The organism is Acinetobacter sp. SwsAc4, assembly GCF_013391535.1.
GTDB lineage: Bacteria > Pseudomonadota > Gammaproteobacteria > Pseudomonadales > Moraxellaceae > Acinetobacter.
Genome location: NZ_JACAXC010000043.1, coordinates 1 through 20,976, shown reverse-complemented (window position 1 = coordinate 20,976; position 20,976 = coordinate 1). Strand labels below are relative to the sequence as shown.

The following is a 20,976-nucleotide window of genomic DNA, read 5'->3' as shown; positions in this document are numbered from 1 at the left end:
AAATGTATATCGTTGGCAGAAGAAATTATTTAGACCAATCATCAAAGACTTCATTGATGACTTTATTCTCGATAAAAATCATCTCCTACCACAGAGAATCTATAAATAATAGTGCGTAAGTCCTATAAAAAAAGGTTCAATTACTTTACTGAATATTTAGGGTCTGTTGACACTTACTGTTCATAATTAACCCTATAAAGGTAGCCATAAAAATATACAGGCTATAGCAACAGAACTTTGATAATTTCTTTTGCTTTAGCTTGCATATACATTTGGTTACCAGGATGAAATGTCAATAGACCCTAATCATTTCATAAGTATTATTTATAAATAACAGGCATCTACAGGTTTTTTTACAAATGATAGTCTGTAAGAAAAAAATCACCTTTTTGTTAATTTGCGTGTTCAAGTCGATATTTTTGTAGTATTCTTTCGTGAAGATTGTCAATAAAACCGTACAATTTATCAATAAAAAATCAATTTTACATTTTTTGTGGGTTCTGAAACATGATAAGCCGATTCAAGAAAAGTGCTGTCTCAAAAACTTCATTTATCGCTTTATTAGGCTTATTTATTGGATTTCATAGTTCTATTGCATTTGCTCAACCGAAAGCAGGAAGTAACATCACAAACATTGCCAGTGGTGATTTTGAAGATGAACAGGGCAATCTACAAACCATTAACTCTAACCCTGTGATTCTGACCGTTCAGGCGATTTATTCACTGAGTCTACAAAGCAATCAGCAAAATATTGGTACGATTGGCAGTAAATTAAATTTTCCTCATGTGCTGACCAATACGGGGAATATTGCAGATAACTACAAGCTTGCTTTGACACAACTCACAAATGACCAATTTGATCTGGAAAATATCGCAGTTTATGTAGATCGGGATCAAAATGGTGAACCTGATGATAATAACAATTTACTGAATAATGCTGTTCTGCATGTGGAAGCAGAGGAGTCAGTTGCTTTGGTGGTCGTGGGAAGTATTCCCAAGAATGTTAGCACAGGAAATATAGCGAACTTTAGTCTAACTTCAACCAGCCAACTTGACCCAAATCACGTTTCTGCGACGGTTTCAGATGTTGCAAAAGTGGTTGATGATGCGGTTATTCAGGTCACAAAATCTCAAAATATCAGTACTGGTAAAACAGGCACAGAAATTACCTATACGTTCACCTATAGCAATACAGGAACTGCACTAGGTCAGTTACTGGTTCATGATACTTTACCGAGCGGTGTTAGCTACCAGACAGGAACAGCCGAATGGAGTAGTGGGACAGGTCCACTCACCGAAGCAGATAGTAATAATGAGGCTGGCAGTACCACTGATACCGTGTTGACCTATAAATATGCAACTGGTGAAGTTGAATTTGGACTAACAGGGATTGCAGCATTAAGTAAAGGAACAGTGAGTTTTAAGGTAAAAGTTAATCCAAATGCAGCGGAAAAGATCAATAACACTGCGAACTATAAACAGTATAAAAACAATACAACTACTTTATTGAAAGACACCAACACCAATACTGTTATTTTTAATGTAGAACAAACTCTGGGTGTTATTCTAAATAAAATGGCAACGAGTACTGCTGATGGAGGCACGAATGACTTGTTCTCCAAACCAAACACATTTACTGGTACTGCCAAAGAGGTTCAGTTTGAAAATTATGTCTGGAATACGGGGCAGGCAACAGATAGTTATAATCTTACAATTGATAAAAGTGTAAATGTGCCAAGTTGTGCGATAACCCGTTTATATCACTCTGATGGAAAAACTTTGCTGACCGATAGTAATGCTGACGGTGTGGTAGATACAGGTTCGATGGCAGCAGGCGCATCGAAAAAAATTGTGCTTGGTGTTTATTTTCCTGCGAATTGTGTCACTACAGAGACGTTGAATTTTGACATCACAGCAATTTCTACTACAGATACGGCAATTAAGAATACGACTCGTGATCAATTAACCAATACTAATTCTGTCGGTTCTAGCGACTTGTACAATAATGACGGTTCAGGAAATGGTATAGGTGCTGTTACATCAGCTGGTGGACAGGCATGGGTAAATAAATCAGCAGTTAGGGGGGGAACAGCCGTATTTCCTTTGGTTGTAGAGAATAAGAGTACGGTAACCAATAGCTATAATTTATATGCTTCGGCTGCTGAAATTGATGTCAATAGTATCAATACCAGTTTGCCTGCCCAGTGGACAGTGAAATTCTATGATACGAGTAATGATTGCCAAACCCTAGGGAATGTAATCAGCAGTACTGGCAATGTAGCAGCAGGTGCAACCAAAAAATATTGTGCTGTGGTCAGTGTTCCCACTAATACAGACTTGGCCAATCTTCCTATTTGGTTTGCGATAAAATCACCAATGAATGCACAGGCGGATAGTATTAAGGACCAAGTTGATATTATTCAGAGACAAATGACACTGGCAAATGATCGGCAGGGTCGGGTCAATATTGGTGGGACAGTTGTCTATTTACATACCTTAAAGAATACAGGGACTGTGGTTGAGGGGAATGCAGCAGGCCAGATCACGTTTAGTGTTATTCCGCAAAACCCAAATGATACCTTTACTTATACTTTGTATCATGATGCCAATAATAATGGTGTGATTGATGCGACTGATCCAATGATCAATGATTTATCCATCATTACAGGTGGCTTGGCACCCCAAGCCTCAATTCAACTTCTCTTAAAAGTTCAGGCACCAACAACGGCAACCAATGGTATGTCTAGTGTGGCGAATATTGTGGTGAAAGCAAACAATACCATTCAGGGGTTGGCCTTGGCTGATATACAAAATACTGATTTAACTACAGTTGATCCAACACAACTACGCTTAACAAAAGAACAAACTAAAGATGAAAATTGTGCCTTAACTTCGGTAACTGTAATAAATGCAGTGTATGGAAGTACGCCGCTTCAAGTAAAACCAAATCAGTGTGTGACCTACCGTTTAACCCTTAAAAATGAAGGGGCAACTTCTGCCAGCAATGTCGTAATCAATGACGTTGTGCCTGCTTATAGCAATTTACGTACAGGTTTACCTCCTTCAATCACGCAGGGGACAGTGACTGTAAATACAGATCAAATTGCAGGGAATGTGGGTACGCTTGCACCGCAGGGGCAGGCTGCCATGTATTTCTCCATTCGGGTAAGCCCATAAAACAGAGCGGATATTAGAGCATGAAGATGATCAATACACTCAATCATAACCGCCCAAAACTGTTTAATTGGGTCTTGACCTTGCTGTGCATGTTGATGATCCAGCAATCGGCTTGGGCTGCAACCAACTCGATCATCAGTAACATGGCAGTTGGTGAGTACAGCGAAGAGGGTTCAACAGTTGTACAGGTAGCACGTTCCAACTTGGTGCAAACCACAATTTTACCTGTGTACTCATTAAATTTGGAGGCGGCAAATAATAAGAAAGCTGTAGCTGGGCAAACGATTTATTTTAATCATATTCTAACCAACACCAGTAATGAGACAGACCAATATACTTTCGCTGTAAACAATAACCTCACTGGTGATGATTTTGATTTTGTGAGTAGTAGCTTGACTGTTTATTTGGATGCCAATAATGATGGTGTCCCAGATGGATCGCCAATTACAGGTTATACATTGGGTGCAGGTCAGTCCGTTGGACTGGTTGTTGCAGCAAGCATACCGAATACGATTGCCACAGAAAAATTTGCAAATTTAACTTTGGCGGTGACATCTGCGAATGGTGCGAGTGGAACAAATAGCAATGTTGACAAGGCAACTGTAACTGACCAGTCAACTCTGGTGGTGCGTAAAAAATTCTCTCAAATCACTGCTGCAAATGGTGATGTGGTCACTATACGTCTGGATTATCAAAATCCAAGTAATGTTGCTACAGGTAATATCACTTTAACGGATACTCTGGATTCAACCTTAACGTATCAATCCAATAGTGGTGAAAACTGGAATGGCACAACCGTCGACCCTGCAACAGGAGCAAATGATCCTACTGGTATTAATTATTATGTAAGTTCTAATGTTGTGACTGCTGTATTGACCAGTATTCCTGCAAATTCGATTGGTTATATTGAATTTAAGGTAAAAATTAATAAAAGTATTGCAGGAAAGATTGAGAATTTTGTCAATGTGACAGGAACAACGACCGACAAAACAAATACTGCAATTGTAAATGTTGCTCCAGTCTATGCGGTCACAATCAATGGTAACGTTAGTAATATTAATGATAGTAATCCTGTGACTGCAAGCACTGTTCAAGGCGGTGAACTTAAATTTACCAACTATGTCTGGAATACAGGGAATACCGCAGATCGTTTTAATCTGACTTTGACCAATAATAATTTTCCAGTTGGAAGCCAAATTGAGTTATATCGTGCCGATGGTGTGACACCATTATTAGACAGTAATGGTGATGGTATTCCTGACACGGGCCTGTTGGCAGCTAATACCAGTATCCCAGTTGTGGTCAAAGTTCGTTTCCCAAGTAGTTATACGGTAAGCACACCTACAGCCTTTGCGGTTTCTCCTCGAGCACAATCTGTAGGTGATGGTAGTAAAACCAGTACCATTCAAGATCAGGGTACTTTAACACCTGTTTCACAATTGGTGGATTTAACCAATAGTCCTGAAAATACAGGTTTGGGTAATGGTGCAGTTGAGAATAATAATGGTTCTGCATGGAAAACAATACTTGCTGTGAAATCCAGTAGTAATTCTGTTGCAGGTGGACAGGCAATTTTCCCATTAAAAATCAGCCATACAGGTGTTGGAACAGAATATTTACTCAGTGCCAATGCTAGCAGTGATTTTTCCAGTCTAACTTTACCCGCTGGTGTTAATCGTGTGCGTTTTTATACGTCAAGCAATGGAACAGATTGTAGTGTTTTAGGCAATGAAATTGGCAAAACCCGTTACTTAAATGATGGGGAAACCCAACTGGTTTGTGCGGTTGTTGAAGTGGATAAAGTCAATAAAGACGTGACTGTACCAATTTATTTTCGTGTGATCTCAACCAGCTTTGTTGGTACGGATAACCCTGCTCAGGATACAATCAAAAACGCAGTGGAGATTCAAAGTGTAAATGCCAAGCCTCAATTGGAATTTACACCAGATTTACATGGTCAGGTCGCACCATTAGGCACTGTGGTCTATCGTCATTTACTAACGAACCCTGCTGCTACAGACTTTACGGGGAGCTATGGTTTTATCATCAACAATAGTGAGTCTAGCTTTAACAGTGTACTATTTCTGGATGTCGATGGGGATGGTAAGTTCAGCAGTGGGGATTTAAATATTCGTACATTGGCGGACTTACCTAATGGCAAAGTGGCAGCTCATGAGCAAATTCAACTCTTACTACAGGTCACGAATGTTGTAAATAACAATGTCAATCAGGCGAATACAACGGTTGTGAACTTAACAGATAGTAGCAATCAGGTTATTGCTTCTATTAAAGATGTGACCACAGTCAAGCAGTCACAATTAACCCTGACAAAATTGCAGGCACGAGATTTTAATTGTGATGGTACAGCCGATGAAACATACACAACAAATGCTTTAACTATTGGTAAGCAAAGCAATGGTCAAGGCCAATGTGTCTTATACAAGGTTATTTTAAATAATTCAGGCGCCACAGTGAATAACTCGTTTACCTTTAGGGATATGACACCAGCGTATACCGTGTTATCAAAAGTTCCAACCTGTACAGCATGTAGTGGCACAACAGCTCCTGCTTTAAATAATGCAGGTGAGCTAACAGGAACTTTAAATAGTGTGGTGGGCGGTCAAAGTTACGAATTCAGTTTCGGGGTGCGCTATGTGGGGCAGTAATTCAATGGAAAAATTCAAGATGATGAAACTGGCTAATCATGCTGTTCTAAAACTTTTGATTTTGTTTTTTTCACTGGTCAGTAGCATCAGTATTGCTCAGGCTGCTTATCAGCGTAGTTTTATTAACCTGAGTTTTGAAAGTCCTAAGATTGCAAATACGGGTAACGCCTGTCGTGTTTATATTGACAGTACCAAAGTTCCTGGTTGGTTAACCACACATCCTTATTATCAAGAAGAAGTCAATGGAACATGTACTTATACTGCAAGTGGTAGTGGTCAGATTATGGAACTGTGGTCAGGACCTCGGGGTATTGGGGGGGGGAGGCACAGGCAACCTGGTTGCTAAAGAAGGAACGCAGTTCGCTGAATTAAATGCCGAACGTCTTTCAGAAATATCCCAAAATATTTGTTTGGTCAATGGCGAGCAAGTCAATTGGAGATTTAGCCATAATGGACGAAATACCAATCCTGATACCATGAATTTTCGTGCAGGTACGCAACCAGTAGTATCAGTCGCAACTGGTACAACAGGGACGGGTAATATAACGTCATGTAGTGCTGGTACATGTAATCCTGTGCAAAGTAATACTGTACCTGTGGGAAGTACAACTCGATGGGCCGATTATAGCGGAAGCTTTATTTATACTGGTGCAACAGGACAAACAACCATTGGTTTTCAGTCCACTTCGGGTTCAGGAACCTCAGGGAATTTTTTGGATGGTATCCAGATTGAAGTCAAGCCGATTATTGAATTTACATCTGCTAATTATTCTGTACCCGAAAATGCCGGTAGTGTTCAGCCCATACAGGTAATTGTGGTTGGAACTGTGCCACCAGCAGGCATTCCACTGACCTTTACTGTTACTGATGGTACAGCACAGCTAGGTACAGACTATAAAATTAATGGTGGGGTGGCCAATACTTTTACTATCTCAATACCCGCAGGTAACTATGGAAGTGGTACACCTTATATCCTGAATGTCCCTGTAGAGATTATCAGTGATACCGTTCCTGAGCCTGATGAAACTTTTACAGTTACAATCAATCAAAGTAATGCATACCATGTCATGTCTTCAAGTGGTTGTGGTGCATCAGGTAATGGCACGGCAACCTATAAAATTATTGATGATGATGAACCTCAGGATGTGGATGTAAAAATTGAAAAAACTCAGCGTAAAGGAACGAGTGGATCATTTCAATCACAACCTCTAATGGTAAAAACTAATGATACAGTTCAGTATCAGTTAGTGATTACCAATAAAGGAGAACGTGCAATTAGTTCTACAGGGGTAGCTAATTTTCAGGATGTCGTTCCAAATAATTTTAATTCAGTTTCTATTGCTGTAGCTGCCACTAAAGGTGGAACAGCAACTGCTTCTGATAAATGTACAGCAAGTTTATCAGGAAACACCTTGTCAGGTACTTTTAGTGGTCCTAAAGGAGCGACTTGTAGCGTTACTATCTCTGCAACAGCAGTGTCAGGCGTTGCCACAAACACGGCAACAGTGGAAGCTACTGCAAATAATGATATTTTTCGTGACGACAACACCAGTAGTGTACAAACTACCATTGCCAGAGCTTTGATTTATTTAACTAAATCTAGTGTGGGGGGACAGGTTCATTTGATTTTTCTTTAACAGGCACAAATAAAACCAGTGCGACCGTTGTTACACAAACACCAATTGATCAATATCAGGTTGACGGTGGAACAATATTTACAGGTCAGCCTTTTGCAGTCACCTCGTCATCAGAGGGTGTAAATATTTCAGAAACAAATGTGGCTGGTTGGTCATTACTGGGTGCAACATGTCGTGTTCGAAATGATGATGGCACGTCTGGTGCGCTTGTTGGCACTCCACCAAGCTCAGGAACGGGTACAAAAACTTATTCCTTTACCTCCAATCAAATTAACAATAACCCAAATATAAACTGCAATTTTACCAATATTAAAGTGCCAATTGTCAAGATTGCAAAAGAATCTCGTGGTGGTATAGGTACATTTACTTTTACCAATAGTAATTTATCCAGTGCATCGACAAATGTGGCAACCTCCTCCTCAAGTTCTTCCACTAATATTGGTAAAGGTACTTCTGCTGCTTTAACGGTGAATGACACCTTTTCAAATGTGACGATTAGTGAACCAACTGTATTGACGGGTTATGTATTAAAGGATGCGAAATGTACTGATGCCAATAGCTCTATTACAGGAAATATTGGTGAGTTTGGGGATTTAAGCGGGTCAACGCTGACCATTTCATCTGGTCGACTAATTACTGGTGGAGCAGATATTACCTGTACATTTGTTAATAGTACGCCAAGTTTAACAATTAAAAAAATTAGCCGTGGTGGGGTTGGGAAATTTGATTTTACTGCAACTGCAAATAGTGGCATCTTAAATCACTCCGTGACCACAACAGTTCCAGAAGCTGCCACATCAGGTACAACCCAATATTTTTCTCCAAGTTTATCAACTGATGTGGTTCTAACTGAATCGAATATGCCGACAGGATATCGGTTGACCGATGCTGTATGTACGGGTATAGGAGCAAGTTCAGTCACTGTTAATAAAACAAATGGGACAGTCACTTTATCCAGAACGGGAATTGCAGCAGGGGCAGATATTGTATGTACTTTAACCAATACCCTTACGACGCTCACTTTAATCAAAAAATGGGAGAATGCCTTAGCTGGTGATAGTGCAACCGTGAACAGTGTTGGCTTTACCACAAATGCAACAACAGGACTCTCAGTTGCGGATGCCACGGGAGCAAACTCTACAGCAGGTGCACCAATTATTGTTCCGCTGGGCATGCTTGGAACAACAGGAAGTATCATTGAGGCATTTAGCAAAGGCGATGAAAATGAGTATGTGGGGAATCTCGTCTGTACTGGCAACACTACGCCTTTAAATGGCAATAAATTAACGATTAATACAAACGATGCAGCCATTATTTGTACCTTAACCAATAGCCGTAAAGACTTGGTTCTAATATCAGGCAAAGTCTTTAATGATAATGGCGGCAGCGTCAGCAATATATTAAGCAATGCCTATAATGGAATCATTGATGCAAATGAGCAGGGCATTGCTGGCAGTTCGCTTAAACTTGCCAATTGTTCTGGTGTTGACCTCAATGTTGTATCAATAAGCAATGACAATGGGGATTATCGTTTTAAAGTTGAGAAAACTGTTCTAAGTAACCCATTCTGCATTGTGCAAACCAATTTACCTGAATACACCTCAGTTAGCGGGGTAAGTCCAACAGGAACGTACAGTCGCAATACGGATACGATTACTGTTCCAAAAACCACAGCCACAAGTTATCCAAACAATAATTTTGGTGATGCCAATCTCAATGTGGTTTTAACAGAAGATGGACAACATACCATTACCGCAGGTGAAGTGACTGATTATCCACACCGTTTAAGTACCCAGGCCCCTGTTTGGGTAACACAGTTGAAACAAACCCAACCAAGCTCAAACAATGATCAACCTTGGCAGGCATTGGTTTATCGAGATACGAACTGTAATGGTACTGTTGATGCTGGTGAGACAGTATTTGATCCAACACCATCTGGCACTGTTTTATTACAACCAAATACCGATATCTGTCTTGTTCAACGAGTACTTTCGCCAACTAATATTTTTGCTGGTGCACAGCATATTGGAACGTTACAGGCAAGCTATCAGGTCAGTTCACTTAACATTTCCAAGCAGACCCAACAACGTCAGGATGTGACACTAATTGGCAGTGCAGGATTAACACTGACAAAAAAAGTACGTGCAGTAACCAGCTGTTCTTCAACTCCGTCTGATTCTTTAGGCTTTTTAGTGAATAACCAGGCCACAAAACAGCAAAATCTGGAGTATGAGATCACCTATAAAAATAATAGTGTGAAGAACCTACAGAATGTCAAAGTAAAAGATAGTTTACCAACTGGTACTAATTTTGGCAGTGTAAGTTGCCACCTAACACCAAGTGGAAATACTTGTAATGCAACACGTTCTGGAGAAGTTCTTGAATGGACTTTAACAGGTTTGCTAAAACCATCAGCCACAGGAACTTTAAGATTTTGTGTTAGTCAGTAAACAGAACCTATCACAGATCAGTAGGTTGAAAAACATGCAAAGGGCTTCGGTGAGGAAAAATGGTATGCAAGTTGCTTTGGCTTTAGTTAATGTAATGTTTTTTGTAAAAGTGTGAAATAAATCAAATAAATTTGTTGATTATTGATATACTTTCATAAAAATGGTTAACGTTTTTTTTGGATGGTAAATGTACTGTTCAAAAATAAAAAAAGACGAGGAATAATTGAATGGCGTATTTGAACAATATGTACAAGAAATGTTTGCTTGGTACTGCGGTTCTTGTTTTGGCTGGAAGTGTATTCGCCGAGGCTAAAACGACAAAAGAGCCCGTTTCAGTAGAACTCAAAACTTTCCTGATCGGTGCAGGCACTGATGGGAAACCAACTTCAAAGCTGGTGACTAAGGTAAAACCAAATGATGTAATTGAGTATCGGGCAACCTATACCAATAACACCACTGGAAAAATCAAGAATCTGGCAGCGACTTTACCGATACCTGTAGAAACTCAATTTTTGGCGAAGTCTCAGCCAGAAAATGCTGAAGCAAGTACCGACGGTACACATTTCGCCCCAATGCCTTTAAAACGCAAAGAGGGTAATCAAATGGTGAATGTACCGCTGAAAGATTATCGTGCATTGCGTTGGACCATTGCGGAACTTCCTGCTGGAAAGTCTGTAACGGTTTCAGCTCAAACACGCGTAAATAGTGAAAAAACTAATTAATTGGCATTTTACATATAAGGGGTAAAATAATGTCAAACCGTCTACAACTTACACAACTTGCGGCTTCTATTGCTTTGGTTGCAGGTAGCGCAGCTTTCATTTCATCTGCACATGCCGCTGCACCAGCAGCAGGTACAAATATCAGTAACGTTGCATCTGCAACCTATACCGATAGTACGGGTGCAAGTAAGTCTGTAAACTCAAACATTGTAACCACAACAGTTTCACCTGTTGGAAGTATTACTTTGGTTGCAAACCGTACCGCAACTGCCAACCCGAACGCCTTGGTCTCTTTATCACATACCTTAACCAACAATGGTAATAGTAGCGATATCATTACTTTAAACGTGGCTGATGTTGTTAATGGTGCTGCTGGTGATGACTATGACTTTAGTGGTCTTAAAATCTATCAGGATACCGATGGTAATGGTACGCCTGATGGTGCGCCAATTACCAGCGTAACCTTGGCAGCAGGTCAGTCGGTTAACCTGATTGTTGAGGGTGTTACCAATGCATCGGCAGCCGTAGGTGCAGAGGGTCAATGGACGTTAACTGCGAGAAGTGGTCGGACTGATGTTCTGACTGGTGGAGCACTCATTGCCAGCAATACCGATACCGTGACCATTATCAATGGTGCGGTCATTAAGTTGGACAAATCTGCCAGTGCAAGCTTAATTGATGCAACCAAAACTGCTCCTACTGATCGTGAAGTGACCTATACCTTGAATTATACCAATACAGGGAATAGTGCAGCATCGAATTTTACCATTGAGGATACAATACCTGCTGGTTTAGAATACGTCGCAGGTTCAGCAAAGTTGTATGGTAATAATCAAACTGATATTCTGGATACGGATGGCTATCGATTTATTGAGACCAACCCAGGAAGTAATGATGGTAAAGGCAAGGTCAGCTTAACGGTTGCATCTTTGGCACCAGGCAGCTCAGGTATATTGACTTTTAAAGTACGTGTGCCGCTAAATGCGCCTGTAAGCGTAATTGAAAACACTGCATATTCTGATGTAGATGGTCCAGGCACGGCATCGTCACCTCAACCATCTAACACGCACCAACTGGAAATCGCAAAAATTTTCAAAGGTACCATCAACGATAGTGATACCAATAACTATGCCGATGCTCCAAACCTTGTTGCTCCTTTAGATAACCAGATTACCATTGCTAATCTACTCCAGGGTCAGGTTGCTGTGTTTGGTACAGCAGCAACTGAAAAGATCGTAATCCATAACACAGGTAATTACGCCGATGAGTTTATGGTTTCAACCAGTAATGGTTCTTTGCCTTCAGGTAGTGTGATTACTCTATATCAGGCAGATGGTGTAACACCATTTGTTTCAACAGGTACCATTGCTGTAGGTGGAAAGTATGAGCTGATTGCAAAAATCACCTTGCCTGCATCCTATGCAAATGCAGCAAATCCAAACCTTACAGCAACTTTATTGGTAAAACCAAAGTTAAACCCAGCTCAGATCGCTGATACTTTGGATTTGATTATTACCAGAGTCACCCCTGCAACTGTCGATTTACATAACGGTAATACGACCGATCAAGATGGTACTGGTGCGGCTGTTGGTTCAGGTAAGGATGCTAATAAATATGCGAATGAAGTATCAGTTCTACCAGGTAACTCGGTAACATTCCCATTACAGGTAGACAACCTCGGTTCAGTAAGCGATAACTTTAATTTATCCCATAACTTGCCAGCAGGTTGGGATGTGAAATTCTATATTGCAGATGCAGCAGGTACTGGCCCAACAGGCGCACCAATTACCAATACAGGTAATCTTGACGCCCTGACAGGTACTAAAAAACTGGTAGCTGTGATCACACCGCCATTAGGTGAAACAGCAGACGATAAAGAGGTACTGTTAACGGTAACGTCGCCAGCAACAGGTTTGAGCGACACCATCGCAGAAAAACTGACTGTTCAGGCAGACCGTAAACTGGTTCTAAATCAGGATCGTATTGGTCAGGTTGCACCAGGGGGTACAGTTGTTTATAAACACACTTTAACCAACAATAGTAACTTGGTTGAAGGTGCAACCGCAGCGGGTATACCATTTAGTTTAACCAGTTCAAATACTGACTGGGCAGCCAGTTTGTATATTGACAACAACAATGACGGCTTGATCGATGCGAATGATACGCTAGTCACAGGAACTGCTCTTACATTCTCTGGTAATACTGGTATTGCCAAGGGTGCTACAGTCAACTTACTCGTTAAGGTTCAGGCACCAAGCAATGCAACTGTGGGTACACAAAACCCAGTGGTATTGACGTTCTCACCAGTTCAGTATAATGGGCAGAATCATCCAGTACTTACAAACACTGACTTAACCACAGTCACTGCAGGTCAGGTACGTTTGGTGAAAGATCAGGCTTTGGTTGATTGTACAACAGGTACTACAGCTTCATACACACAAGCAAATGTGAATGCAAAACCAGGCGAGTGTGTGAAATATCGTATTACTGCGACCAATGAAGGTAATGCAACAGTGACTGATGTTGTGATTAGCGATAATACGCCGTCATATACAACGCTCAAAGCAATTGCAGGCGTATCTCCTCTTGCAACAAGTGCGACATTACAGAACCCAGCAAACTATACTAATGGTTATACAGGTACGGTTTCAGCACAACAATCACCTTTAGCACCAAATGCAAGTGCAACGCTAGAGTTTGTCATCAAAGTTAATGAGTAATACTCATTAACATGATCTAATGTAAATCAATAATTAAAGATGTGAACATTTGCCTAGGCAGGTGTTCACCTCAAATAAATTTTAAAATTTTTTAGACTATTTAGTTGAAGGGTAAGCGCTGTGCTACAACAGAAGCAATCTAACGCATTCCATAACATGACATTCATGTTATCAACGTTGACAGTATCAATATTGTCAGCGCAGTATGGTTATGCAGCGAATATGCCTGAAGTGGGTAGCTCTATCCAAAATATCGCCTATGCAACTTATGTTGCACCCGATGGTAAATCCCAACAATCAGTTTCTAATTCAGTCGAAGTTAATGTTTCAGCTTTGTATGCTATTACTTTAACTACCCCACCAGTACTCGATGTTGAACCTAGTGTGCGAGTAATATGGGCCAATACTTTATCGAATAATAGTAATGCACCTGTTAATGTTCAGCTAGAAGCATTAACAATTAATGAATTAAATAATATTAAAATCTACATAGATAGCAACAAAGATGGTCAATTTGACACGAATGATCAACAGTTAACAACTAATGTAGCTTTACAAATTGGCCAAAGTGTCAATTTGTGGGTTGTTGCTACCACAAGTTCAAATTTAACAGAAGGTCAGCAATTTAATTTACCAATTAAAGCAACAGTTGTTGAAGATACAACAGCAATTGCAATCGCTACAGATAGTGCAATTAGCTATGGTGCAAAATTAGTTGCAACTAAAGAAGTACAACAAAAAACTTTTGAGCCTTCTGCAAGTGCAAATTATGACTTAAATTACACGCTCAATATTAGCAACGAAGGTAAGCAGCCAGCTAGACCAACCGATGTCATGGTGGATGGTCAAACAAAAAAAATGGTTTTGTTGGTTGATGATTTACCACCTAATACAACATTTAAATCTGCTTTAGTAAAAAATACTCAAGCAAAAATTTTATACAAGCTTGCCAATAATAGTTATAGCACTATTGCTCCAAGTGACATTACACAGATCAACCAGCTTGTTGTCGGTTTTCCACAAATTGCTGCAAATACATCTGAGCAAGTTGATCTTGTTGTTAGTATGAACCGCAATATTGCAAAAACCACAGTAAAAAATACTTATAAAGTTTCGTATGCTGTCACTGATAGTCAGAAAGATGTGTTATCAAACGTTGCATCTACTTTAGTTAGCGGCTCATCAGATATTACAAATAATTCGAGTGATTTTAAAAATATTTTGGCAACTGGTAGTGTAAATAAGCCACTGAATATAGAAGCTAAAAATGCAAGTTGTAATGCTGATCGTTATATTCCAGATCGTGTGAAAATTCGAATTAAATCTACAAAAACAGATGATTTAGAAGAAGTTATTGGTATTGAAACTGGACCAAATACAGGTGTATTCCACTATACATTACCAACAACTCTTTCAGATAAAGGCATTCGATATGATGCAGTTTTGCAGACACTTAAACGTGATAAAGTTGATATTAGTTTAACGGATTGTTTGGATGCGCAAGGCCAGTCAACAGGAACGATTACCGACATTAATACAAGTGTGTTAATGGATCCTTATGGTACAGTATTTGATGCTAAAACGGGTTTACCTGTAGCCGGTGCTACAGTTACTTTATTGGATCAAAATGGTCAACCAATTGGTGACAATGTAGCATTTGAAATTAATCCTCAAACAGGTGATAAGATTTCTATTCCTGCAAAACAAGTGACTAATAGTGCTGGTGAATTTATCTACCCACTGGTGAAAGCAGGTACATATAGTTTTATTGTAGACACAAACACTATCCCAGGTGACAAACGTTATACTTTTATTAGTGATCGCAAGGTATATTCAAGTTTCCCAGCAGATAAAGCAGTTGATTTAAAGTGGTCTTATGCAGGGCAATTCACATTAAATAATGGTGACCCTGCACTCAATATTGATATTCCAATTGACCCTGAAGTGGATAATACGAATTCATCTTTATTTGTAAAAAAAGTTGCTTCAAATAAAACTGCTGAAATTGGTGAATTCGAAGAATATACAGTTAATGTTGCAAATCGTGGAACGGCAGATTCAACGAATGTTTCAATTACAGATACACTTCCTCGAGGCTTTATTTATGTTCAAGGCTCAATGCGTGTTGATGGTAAAAAGGTAGAAGATCCATTAGGTGGTAAGGGACCTTATTTAACACTTGGACTAGGTACACTCACTCCAAATAAAGAAGTTAAAGTACAGTATCGCGTTTATATTGGACCAAATGCACTCAATGGTGATGGTATCAACCGTGTTCGTGCCAAAGATGCGAAAGGTGTTGAGTCTAATGAAGCATCAGCAAAAGTAGAAGTTACGCCTGGTATGATGATTTCTGACGGTTTTATTGTTGGTAAAATATTTACTGACTGTAATCGGAATGGCGTCCAAGATGCTGGTGAAATAGGTGTTCCTGGTGTTCGTATTTATCTTGAAGATGGTAGTTATGTTATTACTGATAGCGAAGGTAAGTATGATTTCTATGGAATTAGTGCAAAAACGCATGTTTTAAAAGTCGATCGTACAAGTTTACCAATTGGTTCTGAATTAGTATTAATGAATAATCGCCAAGCAGGTGATCCAAATAGTCGTTTTGTCGATTTAAAACGTGGTGAATTGCATCGTGCCGATTTTACGATAGCTGAAGGTGTTGGTCAATGTTCAGGATCTTTAATTGAACGGGTGCTAGAGCGTAAAAAACGTATTGAACAAGAGAATACAAATTTAGAGCAAATATTACGTTCTGATTTAAGGATTGATCCAATTTTTTCTAAAGTTACGGATGTTCGTGGACAGCCATCGAGTGGCTGTATTTCAGCCGTTGGAGTTCAGGCGAATTGTAATCTTGATTTTTCAAAAGAACAAATTAAAGAAATCAAGCAAATACAATTTGAACCCGAAAAGTCTGGTGTTCAAGCATCTAGCGCTTTACCAAGTTCTTCAACTCTTGCTATGCCAAAGGAAGAGTCTGTAGATACTGTTAATTCTGCCAAAATGATTAATCTTGAAGCAGCTTTAGAAAAAGCTGTGAATAATCAACTAGAAATTTTAAATCTTAAAGATGGGCAAGTATTGCCTTATCCTCAGACCTTCATTCAAGTTAAAGGTGCAGCAGGCACTCAGCTTGAGCTCTGGGTAAATGGCACACAGGTTTCTGAGAAACGCATTGGTAAACGTGCAATTTTGCCTGATTTACAGGTTGCAGGTCTGGACTTTATCGGTGTCGATCTTGCTGTGGGTAAGAACAGTATTGAAGTTCGTCAAGTCGATATGATGGGCAATATTCGCGATACCAAAAAGGTCAATGTGGTTGTGCCTGACCAAATGGATAAGCTGTTACTTGAGTCAGCCAAAGTACAACCGCAAGCCAACGGTCGTGATTATTTCAATGTAACCATGAAAATTGTTGACCGTAATGGCACATTGGTTTCTAGCCGTACACCTATTACGCTGGATAGCTCGATTGGTAAAATTGGTTTGACGGACCTTGACCCGAAACAAGCTGGTATTCAGGTATTTGTTGAAGGTGGTACGCTTGTTGTTCCAATTCAAGCGCCAATTGAAGCAGGTGAAGGAACACTGTCGGTTGAAAGTGGTATTTTCCATAGCAGTACACCAATACGTTTCTTACCTGATTTACGTCCGATCATCGCAGTTGGTCTGGTTGAAGGTTCTTTTAATTTCAAAAAGTTTGACCCTAAAGAATTGAGTGGTATTAATTCAAATGATGGTTTTGAAGAAGAATTAAATGAGATTTCAGCTTCAAAAGACGGTAAGCGCAATATAACGGGTCGTGCTGCATTATTTTTGAAAGGTAAGGTAAAAGGTGAATACCTGCTTACACTTGCATATGATTCAGATAAAGATAAAAACCAAAGATTATTCCGTGATATTCGTCCAGATGAATATTACCCAGTTTATGGTGACTCTGCTGCCAAAGGCTTTGATGCTCAATCTACTAGTAAATTGTATGTTCGTGTCGATAAAGGACGTTCATATGCAATGTATGGTGACTACGTAACACGTACTGAAAATGATGAGGGCTTATCTTTAGGTCAATACAACCGTTCATTGACAGGTGTTCGTAGTACAGTAGAAGCTGATAAATATAAAGTTACTGCGTTTGCTGCACAGACAAATACACAACAAGTTGTGAATGAACAACGTGCCATGGGGATTTCGGGTCCTTATAGCATGGGCAATATCAATACCGATGATGTGCTTGCTAATAGTGAAAAAGTTGAGGTGGTTACCCGTGACCGCAATAATCCAGGCCTGATCATTTCGCGTAGCACTTTGACTCGTTTTACTGATTATGAGATTGATACTTTCAGTAATAGTATTTATTTGAAAGATCCAGTTCCAAGTGTTGATGCTGACTTAAACCCAGTATATTTACGAATTACAGTTGAATCTGATCAAGGTGGTGAAGAATATACGGTTGGTGGTGTGTCTGGTTCTGTAAAAGTCACCGATAAAGTTAAAGTAGGTGGTTCTTATGTGAAGAGTAATAACCCGCTAACTCAAGATCAGTTAGCAAGTGTGAATACTGTCGTTAAATTTGCCAATGATAAAGGTAAATTCATTGCTGAGTTTGCTCGTTCAGAGAATATTAATGATGACTTAAATTCATCGACGTCAGGAAATGTGAAACCAGATGCAACTGGTAAGTTATCGGGTGATGCTGCACGAGTTGAATTAAACTATTCTTATAAAGACTTGGAGATGAAAGTTTATCATAACCAAGCTGATAGAGAATTTTATAATACAGCGGCACCTATTACTGCTGGTCGTAAGGAAAGTGGTATAAAAGGGCGTGCGCAACTGGGTAAGATCGGTTTGGCAAAACTGGAGGCCATCCGTACTGAAGATTTGCAGAGTGGTTTCAATCAGGGTGTTTCTGCCAGTATCGAACGTGCGATCAGCCGTATTGTCGCGGTTGAGCTGGGTCTCAAGTATTACGATGAGTCTAAGAATCCAGCACTGTTGGGTGCTTCACAAACAGCGCCGTATCATGGTTTAACCGCACGTACAAAAATCACCACACAGCTTCCTTGGCAGGGTTCAAATGTTTTTGCTGAATATGAGCAGGATGTTTCCGAAGCTGAGCGCCGTATTTTTGCCTTGGGTGCGAATTACCAGATTAATTCAAAACTCCGTGCTTATGGTCGTCACGAATTAGTTTCAAGCATTGGTGGTCTTTATGATCTGAATAGTAATCAACGCCGCAATGTAACAGTATTCGGTCTTGATAGTAAATATAACAATAATGGAACAGCCTTCAGTGAATATCGTGTTCGGGATGGTATTAGTGCGAGAGAGGCTGAGGCAGCAATTGGTTTACGTAATCGATGGGAACTTGAAAAAGGTTTTTATGCCAATACGAGTTTTGAGCAAACTAAATCATTATCAAATGCCAATAACTCAAATTCTGATAGCACAGCAGCATCTTTAGGTATTGAATATTTAAAGAACCCTAACTGGAAAGCTGTTGCTCGCATTGAAGCACGTTGGACAGATCAATCAGATACGATATTGAACAATTTAGGCGTTGCTTATAAATATTCGGATGATGTGACATTATTGGCAAAAAATGTTGTTAGCCTAACAGATAGCAAAAATGAGAGTAGCGGTGATCGTTTAGTGGATCGCTTCCAATTAGGATTGGCTTATCGTGATACAGAACACAATCGTTTTGATGCACTAGCTAAAGTTGAATATCGTTATGATGATAATAAAACTGATTTAAACAATCCGTATCTTAAACATGTTTATATTTTCTCGAACCATTTAAATTATCATCCAACACGTGATTTTACCTTGTCGGGTCAATATGCGGTGAAAAATGTGCAGGCTACATTCTCTGGTTTAGAGTCTACAGGTATGACACACATGTTCAGTGCAAGAGCTATATATGACATCAATGAAAGATGGGATGCAGGAATACACACAGGTGTATTATGGTCTGATATGAGTTCAGGGCGTCGAGTTCTCGTGGGTGGTGAGGTTGGGTATCTCGTTGCAGCAAATCTATGGTTGTCAGGTGGCTATAACTTCTCAGGTTATAAAGATGATGATCTGGTAGATAGTGATACTACAATTCAGGGCGCTTATGTTCGTTTTAGATTCAAATTCGATGAGAATCTATTTGCTGGTAATAACGCTGGAATAAATGCTTCGAGAGAACCATAAACATGAAATATCTTCACAATAATTTATATAAAATGTGTTCTTATTTTTATATAGGGGTTTCTGCTAGTTTGCTTGCAGTAAGCACTTCTGTATTTGCTGAGTCTGCATCTGAGCAAATTATTGTTGGAGAGCAATCTAGTTCTTTGGTACAAGATGTCAATCAACAGAAGCCTTATAATCCTAAAGATAAGCAAGTTGCGGCATTACAAACACGTCTGATACCTTATTTAAAACCATCTGAAAATATTGCATATTATCAAGCGATAAAAGCCTTAACATGGTTAAGTTACGCTGCCCACGAAGGAAGTGAAAAGAGTCTAAGTTCTGCGAGAACTGAAGCACTTCAACAAGCAAAATATATTATTGATGCTTTAGAACAAGGACAAATTGAAAAATTTACGCTGACAACGGCTATTCTTTCTGATTCAAGTGTCATGCGCAGAGACCTTTGGGCAAATGCTGAATTATTAAAGCAAACTGAAGGTTTTTCATGTGCTCAGGCTGAGATTGCTCAAGCAGAAGTGATGTTGGTTTGGGCAGCAGCAGAGCATTGTGAACTTGGATGGAGACACTCAAGAGAACTGTTTCTATCCGCTCAAAGTTTAATTGATCAATCAAATCTTAAAGCATCGGCGTGCAAGTCTGCAACAACATTAGAATTACCTAAAATTAATTATCCATCTTTACAAGAATTGAATGGTGATGCTAAAGGTTGTCATGGAGTGAAAGGCAAGTGGCCAATTTGGTCGCCTGAACAGAAAGTTGTTACTGAACCACTGGTAGCTAAAGTTCCATCCAATGCGCCAAATGTCGTACACTTTGCTTTAGATCAATCAAACTTGTCAAAAGAATCGATTGATGTGTTAAATCAAGTTGTAACGTTCTTAAAAGACAATCCAACCTACACCTTGACTCTGTATGGTTTTACTGATGCTCGTGCAAGCGAACAGTATAATTTGAAACTTTCCATGAGACGAGCGCAGAGTGTGCTTGCATATCTTCAACAACAAGGGATTCATTTAGATCGAGTTGCTGTTGAGGCAAAAGGTAAAAATCAAACAATTAACGATGAAAATCAGAAGTTTGGTCATGCATTAAGTCGTAGAGTCGAATTAGTCTATGTTGATCCAGAAGGTAAAGAGGTATCAACTTTCAAGCAACGTCAGGATCTCCAAGTAGAAAAATAACACTCTGTTGAAAACAGTGAAAGTACGTTAAAAGAGAGCTTTAAAGCTCTTTTTTAACGTTCAGCTTTAGCTAATTCTGCGTAAGCCTCCAGTGAATCACCACTATTTTTAGTGGATCAATCCCCCGATAGTGTCCACTAACCAATAAGTGGACACCTATTTATGGATTTAAAGACAGTTATAGACAGTGCACCAACGCAAAAAAAG

Annotated in this window: 9 protein-coding genes and 1 pseudogene; all 10 read left to right on the top strand. The window is 39.6% G+C overall.

From position 1 onward, the window contains the following. A pseudogene (locus tag HYG88_RS14465) lies at nt 1-109 on the top strand (IS701 family transposase); the annotation flags it as partial. 398 nt (nt 110-507) lie between these two features. Beyond that, nucleotides 508-3,177, top strand: coding sequence for a DUF11 domain-containing protein (locus HYG88_RS14460; RefSeq protein WP_005159535.1), 2,670 nt, complete (start codon nt 508-510; stop codon nt 3,175-3,177). 20 nt (nt 3,178-3,197) lie between these two features. Then, nucleotides 3,198-5,843: a hypothetical protein gene (locus HYG88_RS14455; RefSeq protein ID WP_005159538.1), complete on the top strand. Its 2,646-nt coding sequence runs from the start codon at nt 3,198-3,200 to the stop codon at nt 5,841-5,843. After that, on the top strand, nt 5,830-6,189 hold the full coding sequence (locus HYG88_RS15365) for a hypothetical protein (protein ID WP_227519118.1): 360 nt from the start codon (nt 5,830-5,832) through the stop codon (nt 6,187-6,189). Before HYG88_RS14455 ends, HYG88_RS15365 begins: the two co-directional genes overlap by 14 nt. Further along, nucleotides 6,086-7,480 (top strand): Calx-beta domain-containing protein, encoded by a 1,395-nt coding sequence (locus HYG88_RS15360; protein WP_256731795.1) that lies wholly within the window; start codon nt 6,086-6,088, stop codon nt 7,478-7,480. Before HYG88_RS15365 ends, HYG88_RS15360 begins: the two co-directional genes overlap by 104 nt. A gap of 140 nt (nt 7,481-7,620) precedes the next feature. Then, nucleotides 7,621-9,930, top strand: a complete 2,310-nt coding sequence (locus HYG88_RS15470; protein ID WP_372616684.1) for a hypothetical protein — start codon at nt 7,621-7,623, stop codon at nt 9,928-9,930. 227 nt (nt 9,931-10,157) lie between these two features. Continuing rightward, complete coding sequence (locus HYG88_RS14445; protein ID WP_178883334.1) at nt 10,158-10,652, top strand: hypothetical protein; 495 nt, start codon at nt 10,158-10,160, stop codon at nt 10,650-10,652. Nucleotides 10,653-10,681: 29 nt separating this feature from the next. After that, nucleotides 10,682-13,372: an isopeptide-forming domain-containing fimbrial protein gene (locus tag HYG88_RS14440; RefSeq protein WP_178883333.1), complete on the top strand. Its 2,691-nt coding sequence runs from the start codon at nt 10,682-10,684 to the stop codon at nt 13,370-13,372. Between the two features lie 120 nt (nt 13,373-13,492). Then, entirely contained in the window at nt 13,493-19,582 is a 6,090-nt protein-coding gene (locus HYG88_RS14435; RefSeq protein WP_178883332.1) for an SdrD B-like domain-containing protein, read from the top strand. 68 nt (nt 19,583-19,650) lie between these two features. Next, a complete protein-coding gene (locus HYG88_RS14430; RefSeq protein ID WP_228127621.1) occupies nt 19,651-20,769 on the top strand; it encodes an OmpA family protein in 1,119 nt (372 codons plus the stop codon). Nucleotides 20,770-20,976: the final 207 nt, after the last annotated feature.